The 21,807-nt window shown below is 70.9% G+C and carries 21 protein-coding genes and 1 riboswitch; of the genes, 10 read left to right on the top strand and 11 right to left on the bottom strand.

Features of this window, described 5'->3' with window-relative positions:
- Window positions 1-7 precede the first annotated feature (7 nt).
- The 4 genes from FB563_RS08115 to FB563_RS08100 all read right to left on the bottom strand — a co-directional run bounded on the left by FB563_RS08115 (window position 8) and on the right by FB563_RS08100 (window position 3,589).
- Window positions 8-331, bottom strand: coding sequence for a DMT family transporter (locus FB563_RS08115; RefSeq protein ID WP_055710521.1), 324 nt, complete (start codon window positions 329-331; stop codon window positions 8-10).
- Between the two features lie 87 nt (window positions 332-418).
- On the bottom strand, window positions 419-1,429 hold the full coding sequence (gene rsgA, locus FB563_RS08110; RefSeq protein WP_055710520.1) for a ribosome small subunit-dependent GTPase A: 1,011 nt from the start codon (window positions 1,427-1,429) through the stop codon (window positions 419-421).
- 11 nt (window positions 1,430-1,440) lie between these two features.
- Complete coding sequence (aroA, locus tag FB563_RS08105) at window positions 1,441-2,757, bottom strand: 3-phosphoshikimate 1-carboxyvinyltransferase (protein WP_055710519.1); 1,317 nt, start codon at window positions 2,755-2,757, stop codon at window positions 1,441-1,443.
- 109 nt (window positions 2,758-2,866) lie between these two features.
- Window positions 2,867-3,589, bottom strand: coding sequence for a M50 family metallopeptidase (locus FB563_RS08100; protein WP_055710518.1), 723 nt, complete (start codon window positions 3,587-3,589; stop codon window positions 2,867-2,869).
- Between the two features lie 50 nt (window positions 3,590-3,639).
- On the opposite strand from FB563_RS08100, the gene FB563_RS08095 reads away from it, so the two are divergent.
- The 10 genes from FB563_RS08095 (at window position 3,640) to FB563_RS08050 (ending at window position 13,624) form a co-directional block, all read left to right on the top strand.
- Window positions 3,640-4,494 carry an SOS response-associated peptidase gene (locus FB563_RS08095; protein WP_055710517.1) on the top strand — a complete coding sequence of 285 codons (855 nt, stop codon included), beginning with the start codon at window positions 3,640-3,642 and terminating at the stop codon, window positions 4,492-4,494.
- 1 nt (window position 4,495) lies between these two features.
- Window positions 4,496-5,122: an alpha/beta hydrolase family protein gene (locus tag FB563_RS08090; protein WP_055710516.1), complete on the top strand. Its 627-nt coding sequence runs from the start codon at window positions 4,496-4,498 to the stop codon at window positions 5,120-5,122.
- A 256-nt stretch (window positions 5,123-5,378) separates the two neighbouring features.
- Entirely contained in the window at window positions 5,379-6,074 is a 696-nt protein-coding gene (sigR, locus tag FB563_RS08085; RefSeq protein ID WP_055710515.1) for an RNA polymerase sigma factor SigR, read from the top strand.
- Window positions 6,071-6,373, top strand: a complete 303-nt coding sequence (gene rsrA / locus FB563_RS08080; protein WP_055710514.1) for a mycothiol system anti-sigma-R factor — start codon at window positions 6,071-6,073, stop codon at window positions 6,371-6,373. The genes sigR and rsrA overlap by 4 nt, the downstream gene beginning before the upstream one ends.
- A 108-nt stretch (window positions 6,374-6,481) precedes the next feature.
- Complete coding sequence (locus FB563_RS08075; RefSeq protein WP_142218559.1) at window positions 6,482-7,780, top strand: HD-GYP domain-containing protein; 1,299 nt, start codon at window positions 6,482-6,484, stop codon at window positions 7,778-7,780.
- The gene (locus FB563_RS08070) at window positions 7,777-9,069 is read left to right on the top strand and encodes an HD-GYP domain-containing protein (protein WP_055705987.1); all 1,293 of its coding nucleotides are present in this window, start codon (window positions 7,777-7,779) and stop codon (window positions 9,067-9,069) included. The genes FB563_RS08075 and FB563_RS08070 overlap by 4 nt, the downstream gene beginning before the upstream one ends.
- A 100-nt stretch (window positions 9,070-9,169) precedes the next feature.
- A complete protein-coding gene (locus FB563_RS08065) occupies window positions 9,170-10,150 on the top strand; it encodes a hypothetical protein (RefSeq protein WP_055706004.1) in 981 nt (326 codons plus the stop codon).
- Between the two features lie 76 nt (window positions 10,151-10,226).
- A complete protein-coding gene (gene def, locus FB563_RS08060) occupies window positions 10,227-10,877 on the top strand; it encodes a peptide deformylase (RefSeq protein WP_055705988.1) in 651 nt (216 codons plus the stop codon).
- Window positions 10,878-11,168: 291 nt separating this feature from the next.
- On the top strand, window positions 11,169-12,251 hold the full coding sequence (gene cyc1 / locus FB563_RS08055; protein ID WP_107100606.1) for an epi-isozizaene synthase: 1,083 nt from the start codon (window positions 11,169-11,171) through the stop codon (window positions 12,249-12,251).
- On the top strand, window positions 12,251-13,624 hold the full coding sequence (locus tag FB563_RS08050; protein ID WP_055705990.1) for a bifunctional albaflavenone monooxygenase/terpene synthase: 1,374 nt from the start codon (window positions 12,251-12,253) through the stop codon (window positions 13,622-13,624). The genes cyc1 and FB563_RS08050 overlap by 1 nt, the downstream gene beginning before the upstream one ends.
- Before the next feature lie 76 nt (window positions 13,625-13,700).
- Here FB563_RS08050 and FB563_RS08045 read toward each other — a convergent pair whose 3' ends face one another.
- From FB563_RS08045 to nagB, 7 genes are all read right to left on the bottom strand, one after another.
- Complete coding sequence (locus tag FB563_RS08045; protein WP_055705991.1) at window positions 13,701-14,711, bottom strand: ribonucleotide-diphosphate reductase subunit beta; 1,011 nt, start codon at window positions 14,709-14,711, stop codon at window positions 13,701-13,703.
- On the bottom strand, window positions 14,711-17,080 hold the full coding sequence (locus FB563_RS08040) for a ribonucleoside-diphosphate reductase subunit alpha (RefSeq protein ID WP_055706005.1): 2,370 nt from the start codon (window positions 17,078-17,080) through the stop codon (window positions 14,711-14,713). Before FB563_RS08040 ends, FB563_RS08045 begins: the two co-directional genes overlap by 1 nt.
- Window positions 17,081-17,207: 127 nt before the next feature.
- Window positions 17,208-17,332: riboswitch (cobalamin riboswitch) on the bottom strand.
- A gap of 4 nt (window positions 17,333-17,336) precedes the next feature.
- Entirely contained in the window at window positions 17,337-17,891 is a 555-nt protein-coding gene (locus FB563_RS08035; protein ID WP_055706006.1) for a GNAT family N-acetyltransferase, read from the bottom strand.
- A gap of 75 nt (window positions 17,892-17,966) precedes the next feature.
- On the bottom strand, window positions 17,967-19,595 hold the full coding sequence (gene mctP / locus FB563_RS08030) for a monocarboxylate uptake permease MctP (RefSeq protein ID WP_055705992.1): 1,629 nt from the start codon (window positions 19,593-19,595) through the stop codon (window positions 17,967-17,969).
- Window positions 19,592-19,873: a DUF3311 domain-containing protein gene (locus tag FB563_RS08025; protein ID WP_055705993.1), complete on the bottom strand. Its 282-nt coding sequence runs from the start codon at window positions 19,871-19,873 to the stop codon at window positions 19,592-19,594. The genes mctP and FB563_RS08025 overlap by 4 nt, the downstream gene beginning before the upstream one ends.
- A 125-nt stretch (window positions 19,874-19,998) precedes the next feature.
- Window positions 19,999-20,763: a GntR family transcriptional regulator gene (locus FB563_RS08020; RefSeq protein WP_055705994.1), complete on the bottom strand. Its 765-nt coding sequence runs from the start codon at window positions 20,761-20,763 to the stop codon at window positions 19,999-20,001.
- Window positions 20,764-20,927: 164 nt separating this feature from the next.
- Complete coding sequence (gene nagB / locus FB563_RS08015; RefSeq protein ID WP_055705995.1) at window positions 20,928-21,713, bottom strand: glucosamine-6-phosphate deaminase; 786 nt, start codon at window positions 21,711-21,713, stop codon at window positions 20,928-20,930.
- Window positions 21,714-21,807 lie beyond the last annotated feature (94 nt).

The following is a 21,807-nucleotide window of genomic DNA, read 5'->3' as shown; positions in this document are numbered from 1 at the left end:
CGCGCCCCTAGTGCGCCGACCCCGACAACTGCAGCCCGATCACCCCGACGATGACCAGGCTGATCGAGACGATCTTCAGGGTGGACACCAGGTCGCCCAGGAACACCATGCCGTAGATCGCGGTGCCCGCCGCGCCGATACCGGTCCACACCGCGTAGGCGGGGCCCACGTCGAGCTTCTTCAGGGACAGGGTCAGCAGGCCGAAGCTGCCGAGGGCGAAGGAGGCGAAGGCGACGGTCGGCCAGAGGCGGGTGAAACCGTGCGAGAGCTTCAGGCACACGGCGAAACCGGTCTCCAGAATCCCGGCCACGATGACCAGCAGCCACGCCATGCGCTGTCCTCCCGTTGATCCGGATCTCCGGCTCGGTGCGAGTATGCACTTACCGGACCCGGCCCCCGGCAAACAACGCAGGCCGCCTCAGTCGCCCTCCTTGCGTTCCCGCGTGGCCAGCAGCCGGCGCAGCGAGTACAGGCGCGCCGGGTCGGCGTGGCCCTCCTCGACCCACGCGTCCAGCGCGCAGTGCGGCTCGTCGTGGCTGCACGCGCGCGGGCAGCCCTCGGTGCCGGGTTCCAGATCCGGGAAGGCGTGGATCACCCGGGACGGGTCGATGTGCGCCAGGCCGAAGGAGCGGACCCCGGGGGTGTCGACGACCCAGCCGTCCGCATCGGACAGCGGCAGGGCGAGTGCGGACGTCGTGGTGTGGCGGCCGCGGCCGGTCACCGCGTTCACATGGCCCGTCGTACGCCGGCGTTCCAGCGGGACCAGTGCGTTCACCAGCGTCGTCTTGCCGACACCGGAGTGGCCCACGAACGCGGTGACCTTGCCGTGCAGATGCTCCCGCACCCGGTCCGCGGCGTCCCCGGTCTCCAGCTCCTCCCGGCTGGTGACGACGTACGGGATGTCCAGGGCGCCGTACAGCTCCAGCAGCTTGTCCGGCGGGGCCAGGTCCGACTTGGTCATCACCAGCAGCGGCTCGAGGCCGCCGTCGAAGGCCGCCACCAGGCAGCGGTCGATCAGACGCGGGCGCGGTTCCGGGTCGGCCAGGGCCGTGACGATCGCCAGCTGGTCGGCGTTGGCGACGACCACGCGCTCGTAGGGGTCGTCGTCATCGGCCGTGCGCCGCAGCACCGACGTACGCTCCTCGATGCGCACGATCCGGGCGAGCGTGTCCTTCGCGCCGGACAGGTCGCCGACCAGGGCCACCCGGTCCCCGACCACCGCCGCCTTGCGGCCCAGCTCGCGGGCCTTCATCGCCATCACGGTCCGGTCCTCGACCAGGCAGGTCAGCCGGCCGCGGTCGACCGTGAGGACCAGGCCCTCGGCGGCGTCCTCGTGCTTGGGCCGGATGTTCGTCCGTGGCCGGTTGCCCTTGCGGTTGGGGCGGGAGCGGATGTCGTCCTCGTCGGTGTGCTTGCCGTAGCGGCGCATGGTGTACGTCCCTACTGCCCGAGCATCCCGGTCCACAGCTCGGGGAAGTCCGGCAGGGTCTTCGCCGTCGTCGCCACGTTCTCGATCCGCACGCCCTCGACGGCGAGACCGATGATCGCGCCGGCCGTCGCCATGCGGTGGTCCTCGTAGGTGTGGAAGACGCCGCCGTGCAGCGGGCGCGGGCGGATGTGCAGGCCGTCGGCGGTCTCGGTGACGTCGCCGCCGAGTTCGTTGATCTCCTTGGTGAGCGCGGCCAGCCGGTCCGTCTCGTGCAGCCGCAGATGGGCCACGCCCCGCAGGGTCGAGGGGGAGTCGGCGAGGGCGGCGACCGCCGCGATGCCCGGGGTCAGCTCGCCCACGTCACCCAGGTCCACGTCGATGCCGTGGACGGCACCGGAACCGGTGAACACCAGCCCGAACTCGGTGAGTTCGCAGGAGCCGCCCATCTCGGTGAAGATCTCCCGCAGCCGGTCGCCGGGCTGGGTGGTGCGCTCCGGCCAGTCCGGGATCAGCACCTTGCCGCCGGTGACCAGGGCCGCCGCCAGGAACGGCTGGGCGTTGGACAGGTCCGGCTCGATCGTCAGGTCCCGGCCGAGCAGCGCGCCCGGCGTCACCCGCCACACGTTCGGCTCGCCGCCCGACTCCGGGGTGTCCACCTGGGCGCCGACCGCGCGCAGCATGTCGACGGTCATCCGGATGTGCGGCATGGACGGCAGGGTGCCGCCGGTGTGGCGGACCTCGACGCCCTGGTTGAAGCGCGGGCCGGACAGGAGCAGGGCGGAGACGAACTGGGAGGACGAGGAGGCGTCGATCGACACCGGGCCGCCGTCCAGGGCCCCGCCGCCGTGCACGGTCAGCGGCAGTGCGCCCCGGCCGTCGTCGTCGATCCGGGCGCCGAGCACCCGCAGGGCGTCGATCACGCCGTGCAGGGGACGCTCGTACGACCGCGGGTCGCCGTCGAACCGGACGGGACCGTCGGCCAGCGCGGCCAACGGCGGCAGGAAGCGCATCACCGTGCCGGCGTTGCCGACGTCGACCGTGGCCGGGCCGTGCAGGCCGGTCGGCAGGACCCGCCAGGCCTCGCCGGTGCCGTCCGGGCCCACTCCTTCCTCGATCTCCACGCCCATCGCGCGCAGCGCCCCGGCCATCAGCAGGGTGTCGCGGGAGCGCAGCGGGCGGCGCAGCCAGCCGGGCTCGGAGGCGAGGGCGGCCAGCACCAGCGCGCGGTTGGTGACCGACTTGGACCCGGGCACGTGGACCGTCGCGTCGACGGCTCCGCTCGCGTGCGGGGCGGGCCAGAGGGCGGTGTGTGCGGGGTTCACGGTCATGCGCCCCACTTTAGTGGCTGGGGACGGTCGCAGAACTCGATCAAAAGTGCCGAAACCCCACCGAAACGCGGCAGGACCTGTCAGGTACGGATGCGCCCGGTCCCGGTGTTCACAGCATCAGCAGCCAGCGGCCCCCGCCGATCAGCGAGCTCAGCGACACCGCGTGGAACAGGAACAGCCACAGCCCCGCCGGCACGTGCGTCAGGCGGGACAGCTGGTCGGCATCGGAGTCCCCGGCGCCACCCCGGGACCGCTTCAGCTGCAGCTCGAACGGCGGCCGTACCCCGCCGAACAGCAGGAACCACACCACGGCGTACGCGAACGCGGCCTGCACCTGGGGCCCCGTCAGCCAGGACACCAGCAGGAAGGCACCCCCCGCCAGCAGCACGGTCAGGACGCCGTACGCGTTGCGGATCATCACCAGCATCGCCACCAGCAGTGCCGTCGCGACCCAGAGCAGGAGCGTGATCCGGCCCGCGGCCAGCAACGCGGCCCCGCCCAGTCCCAGCAGGGAAGGCGCCGTGTACCCGGCCGCCGCCGTCAGGATCATGCCGAGCCCGTACGGCTTGCCCCGGCTGACCGTGAGGCCGCTGGTGTCGGAGTGCAGCCGGATGCCGGTGAGCTGCCGGCCGGTGAGCAGCGCGATCAGTCCGTGGCCGCCCTCGTGCGCGATGGTGATCGCGTTGCGGGATATCCGCCACAGGGTGTGCGGGACGACGACGGCGAGCGCGGCGGCCGCCATGGTGAGCACCACCCACAGGGCGGGGTCGGGCTGGGTGCCGGTGAGCCGGTCCCAGAGGTCGGGCAGCGCGAGGGCGGCGAGGCTGTCCATATGTCCGAGTGGCTCCCTCTCCTTGTGCGGAGTCTGGCAGTGTGGCACGTATGTGCGGACGGTATGCATCGAGTCGTAGGCCCGAGGATCTCGCAGGAATCTTTGAGATCGAGATGGGGGTCCCCCCAGGGCGAGCGGAGTCGAGCCTCTGGGGGAGGGAGCCCGAGGAGACCCTGGAGCCGGACTACAACGTGGCCCCGACCAAGGAGGTCTACGCCGTCCTCGACCGTCCCCTGAAAGACGCGGACTCCCCGCGCCCGGTTCGCCAGCTGCGCAGGCTGAAGTGGGGACTGGTGCCCTCCTGGGCCAAGACGCCCGAGGGCGGCGCCCGGATGATCAACGCACGGGCCGAGACCGTGCACGAGAAGCCCGCCTACCGCCGGGCCTTCGCCGCCCGCCGCTGCATCATCCCGGCCGACGGCTATTACGAGTGGGTCACCGGCACGCAGGAGCGCGAGCTGGAGGTCGAAGGAAAGAAGAAGCGGCCGCGCAAGCAGCCGTACTTCGTGCTGCCGGCCGACGGCTCGGTGTTCGCGATGGCCGGGCTGTACGAGTTCTGGCGCGACCGGACCCTGCCCGACGACCACCCGCAGGCCTGGTGGGCCACCTGCACGGTGATCACCACCGAGGCGGAGACGACCCCGCTGGCCGTGGCCCCGGCCGACGGCCCGCACGCCCTGGTCGACATCCACCCCCGGATGCCGCTGATGCTCACCCCGGACCGCTGGGACGCCTGGCTCGACCCCGCCCGCACCGAACCGGACCGGCTGCGCGACCTGCTGGCCCCGCCCCCGCCCGGCCTGATGCGCGCCTACCCGGTCTCCACGGCCGTCAGCAACGTCCGCAACAACGGCCCGGAGCTGCTCAAGGAGCTCGAGGCGCCGGAAGAGGGCACACTCTTCTAGCGTGATCGAGATTGTCGAGACCGACGCCGGTACCGCCCGCATCACCTGGCACAAGGCGAAGAAACCCCGACTCGTCCTCGCCGTCGGCCACGGCGCCGGCGGCGGCATCGAGGCGCGCGACCTCCAGGCGCTCGCGCGGGCCCTCCCCCCGCACGGGGTGACCGTCGCCCTCGTGGAGCAGCCCTGGCGCGTCGCCGGGAAGAAGGTCGCCCCGGCGCCGAAGACCCTGGACACCGGCTGGCGCGGCATCTGGCCGGCGCTGTCCGGGATGGCGTTGCCGGTGATCTCCGGCGGCCGCAGCGCCGGGGCCCGGGTCGCCTGCCGTACCGCGACCGAGCTGGGCGCGCACGCCGTGCTCGCGCTCAGCTTCCCGCTGCACCCGCCGGGCAGGCCGGAGAAGTCCCGCGCCGAGGAGCTGCTGGGCGCCGGGGTGCCGACGCTGGTCGTCCAGGGCGGCAACGACCCGTTCGGGAGGCCGGAGGAGTTCCCCGAGGGCGACCACGAGCTGATCGAGGTGCCGTACGGCGATCACGGGTTCGCGGTCCCCAAGCGCGCGGAGCTCACCCAGGAGCGGGCCCTGGAGATCATCACCGAGGGTGTCGTGCAGTGGACCGCGTCACTCGGGTGACCCCCGGGAATGTTGCGCGCTGACCCTCTGTTGAGGCGGACAGAAGTGCTGAGGCCTCGGCACCGACGTCGTAGGAGAGGAAGTCCGCCGCATGGGTTCGACCATCTGCCCGAGCCGTACGCGTGGCGCCGACCTGGACTGGACGGTGCTGCACGCGGCCAAGACCGCTCCTATTCGAGGGGCGGCAGGCACGGGTCGTGTTCTATCCTCCGAATCGAGTGGGACCGGTCTCGGTCCTGCCCGGGATCTTGAGGAGGTGGGTCCGGTCACCGGTACCGACGCAGGGACCGACAACGGCCAGGCGGAGCAGCCCGAGGGCCAGGGCGTGAGCGCGGAGGCGGCCGGCGAGTCGACCGCGGAGCGCAGTGCGCGCTTCGAGCGGGACGCGCTGGAGTTCCTCGACCAGATGTACTCGGCCGCGCTGCGCATGACGCGCAACCCCGCCGACGCCGAGGACCTGGTGCAGGAGACCTATGCGAAGGCGTACGCGTCCTTCCACCAGTTCCGTGAGGGCACCAACCTCAAGGCGTGGCTGTACCGGATCCTCACCAACACGTTCATCAACTCCTACCGCAAGAAGCAGCGTGAGCCGCAGCGCTCCGCCGCGGAGGAGATCGAGGACTGGCAGCTCGCCCGCGCCGAGTCGCACATGTCGACGGGCCTGCGCTCCGCCGAGTCGCAGGCGCTCGACCACCTGCCCGACTCGGACGTGAAGGAAGCGCTGCAGGCGATCCCCGAGGAGTTCCGCATCGCCGTCTATCTCGCGGACGTCGAGGGCTTTGCGTACAAGGAGATCGCGGACATCATGGGGACACCCATCGGTACGGTGATGTCCCGGCTGCACCGGGGCCGCCGTCAACTGCGCGGCATGCTGGAGGACTACGCCCGTGAGCGCGGGCTGGTCCCGGCGGGCGCCGGAGAGTCGAACGAAGCGAAAGGCTCGGGCTCATGAGCTGCGGAGAGCCGCACGAGACGGACTGCAGTGAGGTCCTCGACCATCTGTACGAGTTCCTCGACAGCGAGATGCCGGAAGTCGATCGCGACAAGTTCCAGCACCACTTCGAGGAATGCTCTCCGTGCCTGGAGAAGTACGGCCTGGAGCAGGCCGTGAAGAAGCTGGTCAAGCGGTGCTGCGGCCATGACGACGTGCCCGCGGACCTGCGAGCCAAGGTCATGGGCCGGATCGACCTGATCCGCTCCGGCGGGACCGTGCCGGAGCACGACGTGACCGCCGCCCCGCAGGAGAACTGACCGCCGGGCCATCACCCGAACGTGCTAATCCTCAGGTCATAGGCCCCGCACCCCCGATCGCCGCCCTACGCTCCGAGCCTGGACAGGCATGGTCGGGGAGGGCGCGCGATGGAGGCGGTACCGGCGAGGGCACGCGGCTGTGTGACCGCCGTCGCCCTGCTGGCGCTGCTCTGTCTGCCGCCGCTGGCGACGGTGCGCGCCCCCTGGTGGGCGCTCGGCCTGCTCGCCGCGCTCTACGCCGCCTGCGAGCACGTCGTCCGCCGGCGCTTCGGCGGCACCTTCTACCCCGTGCTGCTCGCCGGGGCGTTCCTGCTGCCGCCGCCGGCCGCCGCGCTGGTCCCGCTGCCCGCGGCCCTGTTCTGGCCGGGCGACCACGGGCCCGCGTGGCCGCGTCGGGTCTGGCGGGCCGCGCGGCCCGCGCTCGCCGTGTGGGGAGCCGCCTGGGTGCACTGGGCGCTCGGCGGCCGGGACGCGGTCGTCGCCTCCGACTTCCCGTACGCGCTGCTGCCCGCCGGCGCGGCCGTCCTCGCCTTCTGCCTGATCCTCACCGCCCTCGACGGCGGCATCCGCGCGGTCGCCCTCGGCGTCCCGCTGCGCCGGGCCTGGCGCGGGCTGCTGTCGCGCTCCCTCGCGCCGGTGGCGGTGCACGGGCTCGCCGGGCTGATGATGGCCGTGCTGTGGCGCAGCCCGTACGGCCCGGTCGCGGCCCTGCTCGTGCTGCTGCCGATGTGCGTCTCCTGGTGGATCTTCGCCCAGTACCACCGCGAACGCGCCGCCCACCAGGCCACCATCCGCGCTCTGGTCCAGGCCGTGGACATCAAGGACGGCTACACCCGCGGCCACAGCGAACGCGTCGGCCAGGCCTCCGTGATGATCGCCCGCGAACTCGGCATGGACGACGACCGCGTCGAGGTGCTGCGGTTCGCCGGCATCCTGCACGACGTCGGCAAGCTCGGCGTCCCCACCAGGCTGCTGCGCAAGGACGGCCCGCTGACCCCCGAGGAACGCCGGATCATCGAACTGCACCCCGAGTACGGCCACGAGATGGTCCGCGGGATCTCCTTCCTCGGCGAGGCCCGCGCGGCGATCCTGCACCACCACGAACGCCTCGACGGCAGCGGCTACCCGTACGGCCTCGTCGGCGACCGGATCCCCGAGTGCGCCCGGATCGTCGCCGTCGCCGACGCCTTCGACGCGATGACCTCCACCCGTTCCTACCGCCGGGCCCGCCCGGTCGAGGCGGCCGTGGCCGAGCTGGAGCGCTGCGCCGGCGCGCAGTTCGACCCGCGCATGGTCGGGGCGCTCGTCCGGGCGCTGGGCCGGTGGGGCTGGCACCCCACGGTCACCGCCGACGAGTCCGCGTACGACGGCCGGGCTCGGGAACCGGTCACCGGGGCACCCCGGTGACCGCCCTGCGGGCCGTTCACGGCGCCGCCGCCCTCGTCGCGGCCGGCTGCCTCGCCGTCACCCTGTGGACGGGGCTGCACGAACGGGACGTCGCGCTCGCCTTCGGGGTGCTCACAGCCGTCGGCGAGCTGACCCGGTGGAGCGGCGCCCCGGTACGGCAGGCCGCGCCCCTCGCCACCGCCGGCTCGCTGTCGTACGCCCTGCTCGGCGCGGAGGCCGGGCGGCCCACACACCACGACGCGGCGCAGGTCGTCACCGTGGTCCTCGCCGCCGCCCTGCTCGGCGCCGTCCCGCACATCTGGCACGGACGCACCCCCACCCTCGACCATCTGGCCCGCCGCGTGCTCACCGTCGGCTTCGCCGCCGTCTGCTTCCAACCCCTCTGCCACAGAGGCGTGTTCGACTCCTGGAGCGGCCACGCCCACGCCCTCCTCCTGGTCGCGCTGCTCTGCCTCACCGCTCTGTGCGACGCCGTCCTGGCCGCCGCCCTCGCCCACTCCCGCACCCGCTGGCCGTTCGGCCCGCTGCTGCGCGAGGAGCTGCGCGGGCTGCTCGGCATCGGCTCCGCCGTCTGTGCGACCGGCGCGGTGATGGCGCTCGGGGTCGCCGTCGCCGGGCTGTGGGCGCTGCCCGTGTTCTGCCTGCCCCTGCTGCTCACCCAGCTGTCCCTGCGCCGGTACGCCGCCGTCCGCGCCACCTACCGGCAGACCATCGCCTCCCTCGCCCGCGCCACCGAGATAGCCGGCTGCACCCCCGCCGGGCACGCCCGCCGCGTGGCCGCGCTCAGCCTCGCCGTCGGCCGGGACCTCGGCCTGACCGGGGGTGAACTGACCGTTCTGGAGTACGCGGCCCTCATGCACGACATCGGCCAGCTCAGCCTGGTCGACCCGGTCCCGGGCGGCGCCACCGCCGGTCTGCCCGTCGCGGAGCAGCGGCGGATCGCGTTGCTCGGCGGGGCGGTCGTACGGCAGACCGGGGTGTCGGCGGCCGTCGCCGTGATGGTGGAACGGCAGGCGGACCCCTACCGCGAACAGCCCGTCCAGGCCCGCATCATCCGGGCCGTGAACGCCTTCGAGGAGAAGACCCGGGACGCGGGCCCCGAGGGGCTCCTGCGGGCGCTGGAGGAACTGCGCCTCGGCACCGCCGGTGACTACGCTCCGGAGGTGGTGGAGTCCCTCGCCCGGGTGCTGGCGAGGCCACGGACCTGGCGGGAGAGCGCGCCGGTGGCGGGCGACGGGAGACGCACGGCACTGTCTGACCCCGCTCCGGGCTGGGTAACCCATGGGTAATGAGCGCCTTTCCCGTCGCACGTGGTTGGATGCGAGGGAGAGGGTGTCCGGGGGCACAAGCCAGCCCATGGTGTGGAACTGGAACTGGCAGGCGGGAATCGTGAGGATCTTCGGCAAGGGACGGCACCGGCCCTCCGCCTCCTGGCGGCAGGCCACCGACCGGGCGTTCACGCTCATCGGCGACGGCCGGTACGAGGACGCGGGCGAGCTGCTGACACGGGCCGCCGATCTGGAGCCCTGGCTGTCGGAGTCCTGGTTCAACCTCGCCCTGCTGCACAAGTTCCGGCACGACTGGGAGCAGGCGCGGGCCGCCGGTCTGCGCGCGGTCGCCCTGCTGGACCGGGAGGCCGGGGCGCCCGACTGGTGGAACGTCGGCATCGCGGCCACCGCCCTGCAGGACTGGCCGCTGGCCCGCCGCGCCTGGCAGGCGTACGGGCTGAAGGTGCCCGGCGGCGCCACCGTGGCCGGGGAACCGGCCGGCATGGAGCTGGGCAGCGCGGCCGTACGGCTCTCCCCGGAGGGCGAGGCCGAGGTCGTGTGGGGCCGCAGGCTGGACCCGGCGCGGATCGAGGTGCTGTCCATCCCGCTTCCCTCGTCCGGGCGACGCTGGGGCGAGGTCGTGCTGCACGACGGCGTCCCGCACGGCGAGCGCACGACGTCCACCGGGCACGCCTACCCGGTCTTCGACGAGATCGAGCTGTGGGCGCCCTCGCCCGTGCCGACCTGGGTGGTCCTGCTGGAGGCGGCCACCGAGGCGGACCGGGACGCGCTGGAGCAGCTGGCCGCGGACGCGGGATTCGCCGCGGAGGACTGGTCCTCCTCGGTGCGGCTGCTGTGCCGGATGTGTTCCGAGTCCCGGATGCCGTCCGACGAGGGCGAAGGGGAGCATCTGGACCCGCACGACCACAGCGAACCGGGGCACCCCGGGCCGCTGGGCCACCGGACGGACGGGCAGCTGTGGGTGCCGGAGCGGGAGTGCGGGGTGGCTGCGCCGGCTTCGCTGGTGCGGGGGTTGCTGGACGGGTGGGTCGCGGACAGCCCGGACTCCAGGGACTGGCGGGATCTCGAAGAGGTTTGCTGAGCCGCCGGTGACCAGCCGTCGCCTTTAGGCTGTACCCGAGACTTTTCCCAGGTTTGCAGGAAGGCGTACGTCGGTCATGGCGCAGCAGGACACCGATCAGCAGCACGCGGGCGTGCTCCCTGTCGACGACGAGGGGTACGTCGTCGACACGGAGGACTGCGAGGAGCGCGAGAAGGCCTGGCGGGAGCGCGGGACCTCGCGGCCGATCACGGTCGTCGGCAATCCGGTGCTGCACAAGGAGTGCAAGGACGTCACCGAGTTCGGTGAGGAGCTGCAGCAGCTCGTCGCCGACATGTTCGCCAGCCAGCGCACCGCCGAGGGCGTGGGCCTGGCCGCCAACCAGATCGGTGTCGACCTGAAGGTCTTCGTCTACGACTGCCCCGACGACGAGGGCGTCCGGCACACCGGCGTGGTGTGCAACCCGAAGCTGGTCGACCTGCCCGCCGACAGGCGCCGGCTGGACGACAGCAACGAGGGCTGCCTGTCCGTGCCGACGGCGTACGCGCCGCTCGCCCGGCCCGACTACGCCGAGGTGACCGGCCAGGACGAGCGGGGCAACCCGATCAAGGTGCGGGGCACCGGCTACTTCGCACGGTGTTTGCAGCACGAGACCGACCACCTCTACGGCTACCTGTACATCGACCGGCTGTCCAAGCGGGACCGCAAGGACGCGCTGCGGCAGATGGCCGAGAACGAGCCACGTTATCCCGTGGTCGCCAACGACTAGGCGGCTCCGGGACCTTGGGGCGCCCGGCCGGGACCACTCCCGGCCGGGCGCCCTTCGCATGACCCGGCCTCGCTCGTTCGTGCGTCGTACAACCGATCCCTTCTGGCCTCCTAGTGATCCTTAATCGGTCACGCAAGGGGGGATTCTCGGCATCTTGGGGTGGTGAGTGAAGCAAATCCGTTCCCAACGCGGTCAGTTGTGGTGCTGAATGTAAGTGCGGGGATACGCAACGGCGCACGCCCGGCACGACCGGGAGGGTGTGCGTTCCTGGCGGCTGAGAGGGGTTTGTACGTGCATGCTTTCCCACACAGCACCACAGCGACACGGACGGCGGTCGTAGTACCACCGTCACTGGCACTCCCGGTGATCGAGTCCGCCTTTCCTCGGCGACTGCACCCGTATTGGCCGCGGCTCCAGGAGAAGACACGGGTCTGGCTGCTGGAAAAACGCCTCATGCCGGCGGACAAGGTGCAGGAATATGCCGACGGACTGTGCTACACCGACCTCATGGCGGGCTACTACCTCGGCGCCCCCGACGAGGTCCTGCAGGCCATCGCCGACTACAGCGCGTGGTTCTTCGTCTGGGACGACCGCCACGACCGGTACGTCGTCCACGGCCGGGCCGGTGACTGGCGGCGCCTCAGGCACCGCCTGCACGCGGCCCTCGACGCACCCCGGCACCATCTGCACCACCCGGACCCGCTGCTCGCCGCCTTCGCGGACAGCGTGCTGCGGCTGTACGGCTTCCTGCCGCGCACCTGGAACCAGCGGTTCGCCCGGCACTTCCACGCGGTGATCGAGGCCTACGACCGCGAGTTCCGCAACCGCACCCTGGGATACATACCCGGTGTCGAGGAATACCTCGCCCTGCGCCGGCACACCTTCGCGCACTGGATATGGACGGACCTGCTGGAGCCGAGCGCCGGGTATGAACTCCCGGAATATGTCAGGAAAAACCCGGCCTATCGCCGGGCCGCGCTGCTCAGTCAGGAATTCGCCGCCTGGTACAACGACCTGTGCTCGCTGCCCAAGGAAATAGCGGGCGACGAGGTCCACAATCTCGGCATCAGTCTCATCACCCATGAGGGGCTGACTCTCGAGGAATCGGTGGACGAAGTGAGGCGGCGCGTCGAGGAATGCATCAGTGAATTCCTCCAGGCCGAGCAGGACGCCCTGCGGTTCGCCGACAGTCTCGCCGACGGCACCCTCCACGGAAAGGAACTGAGCGCCGCGGTGCACGCCTGCGTCGGCAATATGCGGAACTGGTTCAGCGCCGTCTACTGGTTCCACCACGAGTCCGGCCGGTACATGGTCGACACCTGGGACGACCGGTCCACGCCCCCGTACGTCACGAACGAAGCGGCAGGTGAGTAATGACCGTCGAGTCGGTAAGGCCCCTGACCCCCGAGACCACGACCGAACTGCGTGAACCGCCCCTGGCCGGAGGCGCCGTGCCGGGCCTCGGGCACGGCCTCAAACTGGTCCGCGACCCGCTCGCCTTCATGTCCCGGCTCCGCGACCACGGCGACGTCGTACGCCTCAAGCTCGGCCCCAAGACGGTGTACGCCGTCACCACCCCGGAGCTCACCGGCGCGCTCGCGCTCAACCCCGACTTCAAGATCGACGGACCTCTGTGGGAGTCCCTCGAGGGGCTGCTCGGCAAGGAGGGCGTGGCCACCGCCAACGGCCCCCGGCACCGGCGCCAGCGCCGCACCATCCAGCCCGCGTTCCGGCTGGACGCGATCCCGAACTACGGGCCGGTCATGGAGGAGGAGGCGCACGCGCTGACCGAGCGCTGGCGGCCCGGCGAGACCGTCGACTGCACCTCGGAGTCCTTCCGGGTGGCCGTCCGCATCGCCGCCCGCTGCCTGCTGCGCGGCGAGTACATGGACGAGCGCGCCGAGCGGCTCAGCGTCGACCTCGCCACCGTCTTCCGCGGCATGTACCGGCGGATGGTCATCCCGCTCGGGCCGCTGTACCGGCTGCCGTTCCCGGCCAACCGCGAATTCAACCGGGCACTGGCCGATTTGCATCTGCTGGTGGACGAGATCGTCGCCGAGCGGAGGGCATCTGGTCAAAAGCCGGACGATTTGCTGACGGCATTGCTGGAGGCAAAGGACGACAATGGCGACCCCATCGGGGAACAGGAGATCCACGACCAGGTCGTGGCGATACTCACCCCCGGCAGCGAAACAGTGGCGTCCACGATCATGTGGCTGCTCCAGGTCCTCGCGGAACATCCGGAACACGCCGAGAAGGTACGGACCGAGGTCGAATCCGTGACCGGTGGCCGGCCCGTCGGATTCCAACACGTCCGCTCACTCACGCACACCAACAATGTCGTCGTCGAGGCCATGCGGCTCAGGCCGGCCGTATGGATTCTGACGCGGCGCGCGGTGACCGACACGGCGCTCGGTGACTATCGCATTCCGGCCGGGGCGGACATCGTCTACAGCCCCTACGCGATCCAGCGCGACGCCCGCTCCTACGACCGCCACCTCGACTTCGACCCCGACCGGTGGCTGCCGGAGCGGGCCACGCAGGTGCCGAAGTACGCCATGAGCCCCTTCAGCGTCGGCAACCGCAAGTGCCCCAGCGACCACTTCTCCATGACCCAGCTGAGCCTGATCACGGCGGCGGTCTGCGCGAAGTACCGCTTCGAGCAGGTGGCGGGGTCGGACGACAGCACCCGGGTGGGCATCACGCTCCGTCCGCACAACCTGCTGCTGAGGCCGATGCCTTGGTAGGACGCCGGGTACCGGCGCGCGCTCCGGCGGCCTCACGGCCCCGGGACGCGCGCCGGCGGACGTGCCGCTCCCTGGCTCAGAAGTCCTCGTCCAGGTCGACGGTACCCTCCACCGCGACCTGGTACGCCGACGGGCGGCGCTCGAAGAAGTTCGTCAGCTCCTGGACGCCCTGCAGCTCCATGAAGGAGAACGGGTTCTCCGAGCCGTACACCGGGGCGAAGCCGAGGCGGGTGAGGCGCTGGTCGGCGACGCACTCCAGGTACTGCCGCATCGACTCGGTGTTCATGCCCGGCAGGCCGTCGCCGCACAGGTCCCGCGCGAACTGCAGCTCGGCCTCGACGGCCTCCCTCAGCATGTCGGTGACCTGCTGCCCCAGCTCGTCGTCGAACAGCTCCGGCTCCTCCTTGCGGACGGTGTCGACCACGTCGAAGGCGAAGGACATGTGCATCGTCTCGTCACGGAACACCCAGTTGGTGCCGGTGGCGAGACCGTGCAGCAGGCCCCGGCTGCGGAACCAGTAGACGTACGCGAAGGCGCCGTAGAAGAACAGGCCCTCGATGCACGCGGCGAAGCAGATGAGGTTGAGCAGGAAGCGACGCCGGTCGGCCTTCGTCTCCAGCCGCTCCAGCTTCTCCACCTCGTTGATCCACTTGAAGCAGAACTGCGCCTTCTCGCGGATGGAGGGGATGTTCTCCACGGCCGCGAAGGCCGCCGCCCGGTCGTCCGGGTCGGGGAGGTAGGTGTCCAGCAGCGTCAGATAGAACTGGACGTGCACGGCCTCCTCGAAGAGCTGACGGCTCAGATAGAGCCGCGCCTCGGGGGAGTTGATGTGCTTGTACAGCGTCAGCACCAGGTTGTTGGCCACGATCGAGTCACCGGTCGCGAAGAAGGCGACCAGGCGGCCGATGAGGTGCTGCTCCTCGGCCGTCAGCTTCGCGAGGTCGGCGACGTCCGAGTGGAGGTCGACCTCCTCCACGGTCCAGGTGTTCTTGATGGCGTCCCGGTAGCGCTCGTAGAAGTCCGGGTAGCGCATGGGACGCAGGGTCAGTTCGAAGCCCGGGTCGAGAAGATTGGTGTTACGGGTCATTACTGGCAGGCCTCGCAGGACTCGGGGTTCTCAAGGGAGCAGGCGACGGCGTCGGGGTCGGCGACCTGCTGGACGGGGATGGCGGCGGGGGTCTGCGCCTGGGCCGCGCGGGCGATGCGGGTCGCCGGGCGGGAGCGCAGGTAGTACGTCGTCTTCAGGCCCGACTTCCAGGCGTACGCGTACATCGAGGAGAGCTTGCCGATGGTCGGCGTCTCCATGAAGAGGTTCAGGGACTGGGACTGGTCCAGGAACGGGGTACGGGCCGCCGCCATGTCGATCAGCCCGCGCTGCGGGATCTCCCACGCCGTGCGGTACAGGGCCCGCACCTCCTCGGGGATCCAGGCGAAGCCCTGCACCGAGCCGTTCGAGTCGCGCAGCGCCTCCCGGGTGCGGGCGTCCCAGACGCCCAGCTCCTTCAGGTCCTGCACCAGGTAGGAGTTGACCTGGAGGAACTCGCCGGACAGCGTCTCGCGCTTGAACAGGTTCGACACCTGCGGCTCGATGCACTCGTACACGCCCGCGATGGAGGCGATGGTGGCGGTGGGCGCGATGGCCAGCAGCAGGGAGTTGCGCATGCCGACCTCGGCGATACGGCTGCGCAGCGCCGCCCAGCGCTCCGGCCAGGTCAGCTCGACGCCGTAGTGGTCGGGGTGCAGCACGCCCTGGGCCGTACGGGTCTTCCCCCAGGCCGGCAGGGGGCCGCTGCGCTCGGCGAGGTCGGCGGAGGCCTCGTACGCGGCGAGCATGATCCGCTCGGCGATCCGCGTGGACAGGGCCCTGGCCTCCGGGGAGTCGAAGGGCAGGCGCAGCTTGAAGAAGACGTCCTGCAGGCCCATGGCGCCGAGGCCTACGGGGCGCCACTTGGCGTTCGACCGTCCCGCCTGCTCGGTCGGATAGAAGTTGATGTCCACGACGCGGTCGAGGAAGGTGACGGCGGTACGGACGGTCTCGTCCAGCCGCTCCCAGTCGATGTCCCCGGTCGCCGTGTCGACGAAGGCACCGAGGTTGACGGAGCCCAGGTTGCACACCGCCGTCTCCCCGTCGTCCGTGACCTCCAGGATCTCCGTGCAGAGGTTGGAGGAGTGGACCACGTGTCCCGGCAGGGCCGTCTGGTTGGCGGTGCGGTTGGCGGCGTCCTTGAAGGTCATCCAGCCGTTGCCGGTCTGCGCGAGGGTGCGCATCATCCGGCCGTAGAGCTCACGGGCCGGGATGGTCTTCTTCGCCAGGCCCGCCTGCTCTGCCTTGCGGTAGGCGGCGTCGAACTCCTCGCCCCACAGGTCCACCAGCTCGGGCACGTCCGCCGGGGAGAACAGCGACCACTGCTCGTCGGCGTTGACCCGGCGCATGAACTCGTCCGGGACCCAGTGCGCGAGGTTCAGGTTGTGCGTACGGCGGGCGTCCTCACCGGTGTTGTCCCGCAGCTCCAGGAACTCCTCGATGTCGGAGTGCCAGGTCTCCAGGTACACGGCGGCGGCGCCCTTGCGCCGGCCGCCCTGATTCACGGCGGCCACCGAGGCGTCCAGGGTCTTCAGGAACGGCACGATGCCGTTGGAGTGCCCGTTGGTCCCGCGGATCAGCGAACCCCGGCTGCGGATCCGGGAGTACGACAGCCCGATGCCGCCGGCGTGCTTGGAGAGCCGGGCCACCTGGTGGTAGCGGTCGTAGATGGAGTCCAGCTCGTCCAGCGGGGAGTCGAGGAGGTAGCAGGACGACATCTGCGGATGCCGGGTGCCGGAGTTGAAGAGCGTGGGGGAGGACGGGAGGTAGTCGAGCCGGCTCATGAGCGCGTAGAGCGCGGCGACTTCGTCCACGGAACGGGTCGTGTCGTCCTCGGCGAGGCCGCTCGCCACCCGCAGCATGAAGTGCTGGGGCGTCTCGATGACCTTGCGGGTGATCGGGTGCCGCAGGAGATAGCGGCTGTGGAGGGTGCGCAGGCCGAAGTAGCCGAAGCGGTCGTCCGCCTGCCGGTCGATCAGCGCGTCGAGCCGCTCCGCGTGCAGTCGCGCGAACTCGGCGGTCCGGTCGGCGATGAGCCCCTCGCGGTGTCCCACGGCCACGGACTCGGTGAAGGACGTCACGCCCTGCGAGGCGGCCTCGGCGCGGATGGAGACGGTCAGCAGCCGGGCGGCGAGCCGGGAGTAGGCGGGGTCCTCCGAGATGAGCCCGGCGGCGGCCTCCGTGGCCAGCTCGCGCAGCTCCGACTCGTCGGCCTTCGCCGACCGGCCGCGCAGCGCGGCGGCGGCGACCCGGCCGGGGTCGGCGTCGGGGAGGTCGGCGGTCAGCTCGGTCAGGGTCCGCAGCAGCGCGGTACCGGGACCGTCGGTCTCCAGGCCGCTGGCTGAAGCCGGATCTGCTGGCGCGATGGTCACGTGGGGCTCTCCCTCGCTCGGCACGGGGGCCTTGCGGGCGGGCAGGGGCAGCCACGAGCGCACACGGCGTCGCGTCCACCGGCCCATTCCGCGAGGCCCGGACGTCGGAAGGCACCCGGGCCGGACGGCCGGGCGCGCGCTGCCGGCAGGTCCTCGGACTGACACGGGCGTGCGAACACACGCGAGTACACCGTTGCGGGACAGTTCCGGATTCGCACCGGATTCCCCTGCGGCGACAGCGAGCACGAGCATACATCTAGTGGCGGGCTGTCGTGTCACCCCCAGATGTTGTGTCGCGGCGGTGTCGGAGCGTCAACTCGTAAGTGAGCAGAGTGATGTCGAGCTGCTCCGGCAGCGGATTCCAGTCCCGCTCGGGTGTGCGAACGAATCCGAGGCGTTCGTAGATGCGGTGGGCGGCGTGCATGGTGTGCTGGGTGGACAGGACGACGGCCCGGCAGCCCTCCACGGCCCGTGCGCGGTCGATGCAGGCCCGGACGAGGGCCTCACCGGCGCCCTGGCCGCGAGCGGCTCTGGAGACGGCCAGCATGCGGATCTCGGCCTCCGAGGGGCGGGCGATGTCGGCCATGGGGCCGGGGGACGGCACGAAGGTGACTCCGCCCAGGAGGGTGTCGTCGCGGACGGCCGCGAGGACCTCCGCCGCGGCCGCCCGCTTGGCCACGTCTCTCAGTTCGCCCAGGTACCCGTCGCTCTCCCCGAAGTCGAGGAGACCGTCCTGGAGGTAGGCCTGGGCGGTGATCTCGCCCAGGGCGTCGTACTCGTCGGGGATGGCCTGCCGGATCACGATGTCCACGACACCGAGTGTGCCGGAGGGGTACGACAACGGGCCGCCGGATTCTCCTCCGGCGGCCCGTCGTACGACAGCCGCTCAGTGACCGGCGCCCGCGGTGGCCGGCGGCAGCTCCACCTGCACCCCCGGGTCTCCCGCGTCCGCCGTGTAGTCCTCCGGCTTGGTCTCGTCGGTGCCCTCGGGGGCCTTCAGGGCCCTCAGGGCGAAGGTGAGGACCACGGTGACCACGACGTTGAGGACGAACGCCGTGAGGCCGATGTAGCCGATCTCGCCGATGCCGGGGATCTCCTTCGCCGAGCCGCCGAAGTGCTTCTGGGTCGGGGAGGCGACGCCGTACGCGGCGACCGTGCCGTACACCATGCCGACCGCCCAGCCCGCGAGCAGGGCCCAGCGGTGGAACCAGCGGGTGAACAGGCCGCCGACCAGGGCCGGGAAGGTCTGCAGGATCCAGATGCCGCCCAGCAGCTGGAAGTTGATCGCGACCGTCTTGTCCATCGTGAGGACGAACACCAGGGCGCCGACCTTCACCAGCAGCGAGACGACCTTGGAGACCTGGGCCTCCTGCTTCGGCGTCGCGTCCGGCTTGATGAAGTCCTTGTAGATGTTGCGGGTGAAGAGGTTCGCCGCCGCGATCGACATGATCGCCGCCGGGACCAGCGCACCGATGCCGATCGCCGCGAAGGCCACGCCCGCGAACCAGCTCGGGAACATGTCCTCGAAGAGCTGCGGGATGGCCAGCTGGCCGTTGGTGACCTTGACCCCGGCCGCGATCGCCATGAAGCCCAGCAGGGCGAGCAGGCCCAGCATCAGGGAGTACAGCGGCAGGATCGTGGTGTTGCGGCGGATCACCTCACGGCTCTTGGAGGACAGGGTCGCGGTGATCGAGTGCGGGTACATGAACAGCGCGAGGGCGGAGCCCAGGGCCAGGGTGGCGTACGTCCACTGGCCGGCCTCCGGGGGCACCAGCGCGCCGCGCGGCTTGCCCGTGGCCGGGTTGACCTGGCTGAAGGCGTGGGCCGCCTTGGCGAAGACGTCGTCGAAGCCGCCCAGCTTGATCGGGATGTAGATGATCGCCACCGCGATGACGATGTAGATCAGCGCGTCCTTGACGAAGGCGATCAGGGCGGGGGCGCGCAGCCCGGACGAGTAGGTGTACGCCGCGAGCACACCGAAGGCGATCAGCAGCGGCAGGTCCCGTACGAACCAGTTGGTGCTGCTGTCCCCGCCGACGCCCATCACGTCCAGCACCGCCTGGATGCCGACGAGCTGGAGCGCGATGTACGGCATCGTCGCCAGGATGCCGGTCAGTGCCACGGCCAGCGACAGGCCCTTGGAGCCGAAGCGGCCCCGGACGAAGTCGGACGTGGTGACGTAGCCGTGGCGGTGGCTGACCGACCACAGGCGCGGCAGGAAGGTGAAGATCAGCGGGTAGACCAGGATCGTGTACGGCACCGCGAAGAAGCCGGATGCGCCCGCCGCGTAGATCGCGGCCGGTACGGCGACGAAGGTGTACGCCGTGTACAGGTCGCCGCCGAGCAGGAACCAGGTGATCCAGGTGCCGAACGACCTTCCGCCCAGGCCCCATTCGTCCAGGGAGTGCTCGTTCTCGGCCCTGCGCCAGCGGGCGGCGAGGAAGCCCATGACCGTGACGGCCAGGAAGAAGAAGATGAAGACGCCGAGCGCGACGCCGTTGACGCCGTTCTTCACTCCGCCTCACCGCCCTTGGGCGAAGCGGGGGAAGCCTGGGAGGCGCGGGCGCGCTGGTCGCGCTGCCACAGCTTGTACGCGGTCATGGTGAGCGCGGTGGAGATCAGCACCCAGGCCATCTGGTACCAGTAGAAGAACGGGATCCCGATGAAGGCGGGGTCCGCCTTCGCGTACGAGCCGACCCACAGCGTCGCCACGAAGGGCGCGACGAGGCAGAGGCCGATGATCACCCGGACCGGCGTCACGACCGGTGGTCTCACTTCAGGAGTACTGGACATGCCACGGCTCTCCGTCCCCTCGCTGATCACCTGTGTAATGCGCAGGCAATCTAGGTGACGGTGTCACGTGAGCGGAAGACCTCGTTCACATATCGGTATATCGATTCAGCGAACGTCCACGCGCCTTACTCGGCAGGGCGCTTGAGCCGCGCCACGAACTTGTACCGATCGCCCCGGTACACCGACCGCACCCACTCCACCGGCTTGCCCTCGCGGTCCAGTGAGTGCCGGGAGAGCATCAGCATCGGCAGGCCCACGTCGGTACCGAGCAGACCCGCCTCGCGCGGGGTGGCCAGCGAGGTCTCGATGGTCTCCTCCGCCTCGGCGAGGTGGACGTCGTAGACCTCGGCGAGGGCGGTGTAGAGGGACGTGTACTTCACCAGGGAGCGGCGCAGCGCCGGGAAGCGCTTGGCGCTCAGGTGGGTGGTCTCGATGGCCATCGGCTCGCCGTTGGCCATGCGCAGCCGCTCGATGCGCAGCACGCGCCCGCCGGCGGCGATGTCGAGCAGCCCGGCGAGCCGGTCGTCGGCGGTGATGTAGCCGACGTCCAGCAGCTGCGAGGTGGGCTCCAGACCCTGGGCGCGCATGTCCTCGGTGTAGGAGGTGAGCTGGAGCGCCTGGGAGACCTTGGGCTTGGCGACGAAGGTGCCCTTGCCCTGGATGCGCTCCAGCCGGCCCTCGACCACCAGTTCCTGCAGGGCCTGGCGGACGGTGGTGCGGGAGGTGTCGAACTCGGCCGCCAGCGTGCGCTCGGGCGGGACCGGCGTGCCCGGCGCCTGGGTCTCCGTCATGTCGAGCAGGTGCTTCTTCAGGCGGTAGTACTTGGGCACGCGCGCCGTACGGACGGTCGTCCCGGCCTCGTTCTCCGCACTGCTGACGTCGGTGGTCATGCTCTGCCTTCCCGGCTCCGGCTGCCGAAAGCGACCGACTGACATCGGCCACGGCTCACATCGTGGCACGGGTTCTTCTGTCAGGACTCCACCCGCACGCTCCGTGATCTCCTCTATATACAGCGGTGACCGAGGTTGGTCTAGTCCATAGTGGCGGGCGGGCGTCAGATCCCCTGCCAGTCCGGCTTGCCCGCGTAGGTGTGCCGGAAGTAGTCGGCCAGCTTCAGCTTGGCCGCGGCCGGCTCGTCGACGACCACGGTGGCGTGCGGGTGCAGCTGGAGCGCGGAGGCCGGGCAGACGGCCGCGACCGGTCCCTCGACGGTCGCGGCGACCGCGTCCGCCTTGCCCTCGCCGGTCGCCAGCAGCACCAGGTGGCGCGCCTCCAGGATGGTGCCGATGCCCTGGGTGACGACGTGGTGCGGCACCTGCTCGATGTCGCCGTCGAAGAAGCGGGCGTTGTCGATCCGGGTCTGCTCGGTCAGCGTCTTGATCCGGGTGCGTGAGGCCAGGGACGAGCAGGGCTCGTTGAAGCCGATGTGCCCGTCGGTGCCGATGCCCAGCAGCTGCAGGTCCACCCCGCCGGCCTCGGCGAGCGCGCGGTCGTACGCCGCGCAGGCGGCCTGGATGTCGTCGGCGGTGCCGTCGGGCCCGAGGAACTTGTCCATGCCGACGCCGAGCGGCTCCAGCACCTCCCGGCGCAGCACCGAGCGGTAGGACTCGGGGTGGTCGGCGGGCAGTCCCACGTATTCGTCGAGCTGGGCTATGCGCGCCCGCGAGGCGTCCACGGCGCCGGAACGCACCTTGGCGGTCAGCGCCTGGTAGATGGGCAGCGGGGTGGAGCCGGTGGCCACGCCGAGCAGGGCGTCGGGCTTGCGTCGCAGCAGCTGTGCCATGGCCTCGGCGATGAGCTCGCCGCCCGCCGCGGCGTCCGGAACGATGACAACTTCCACGCTGGGCCTGCCGTTCTGAAGTGGGCTCTGGGCGTCTCTATGTGGTTTAGACCAATCTAACAGAGCCGGACCCCCGGACGCACTGGTCCATTTC

Origin of the sequence: Streptomyces puniciscabiei (genome assembly GCF_006715785.1) — a bacterium.
Lineage (GTDB): Bacteria > Actinomycetota > Actinomycetes > Streptomycetales > Streptomycetaceae > Streptomyces > Streptomyces puniciscabiei.
The sequence above is the reverse complement of the archived record's forward strand: the minus strand, read 5'-3'. Positions and strand labels throughout refer to the sequence as shown.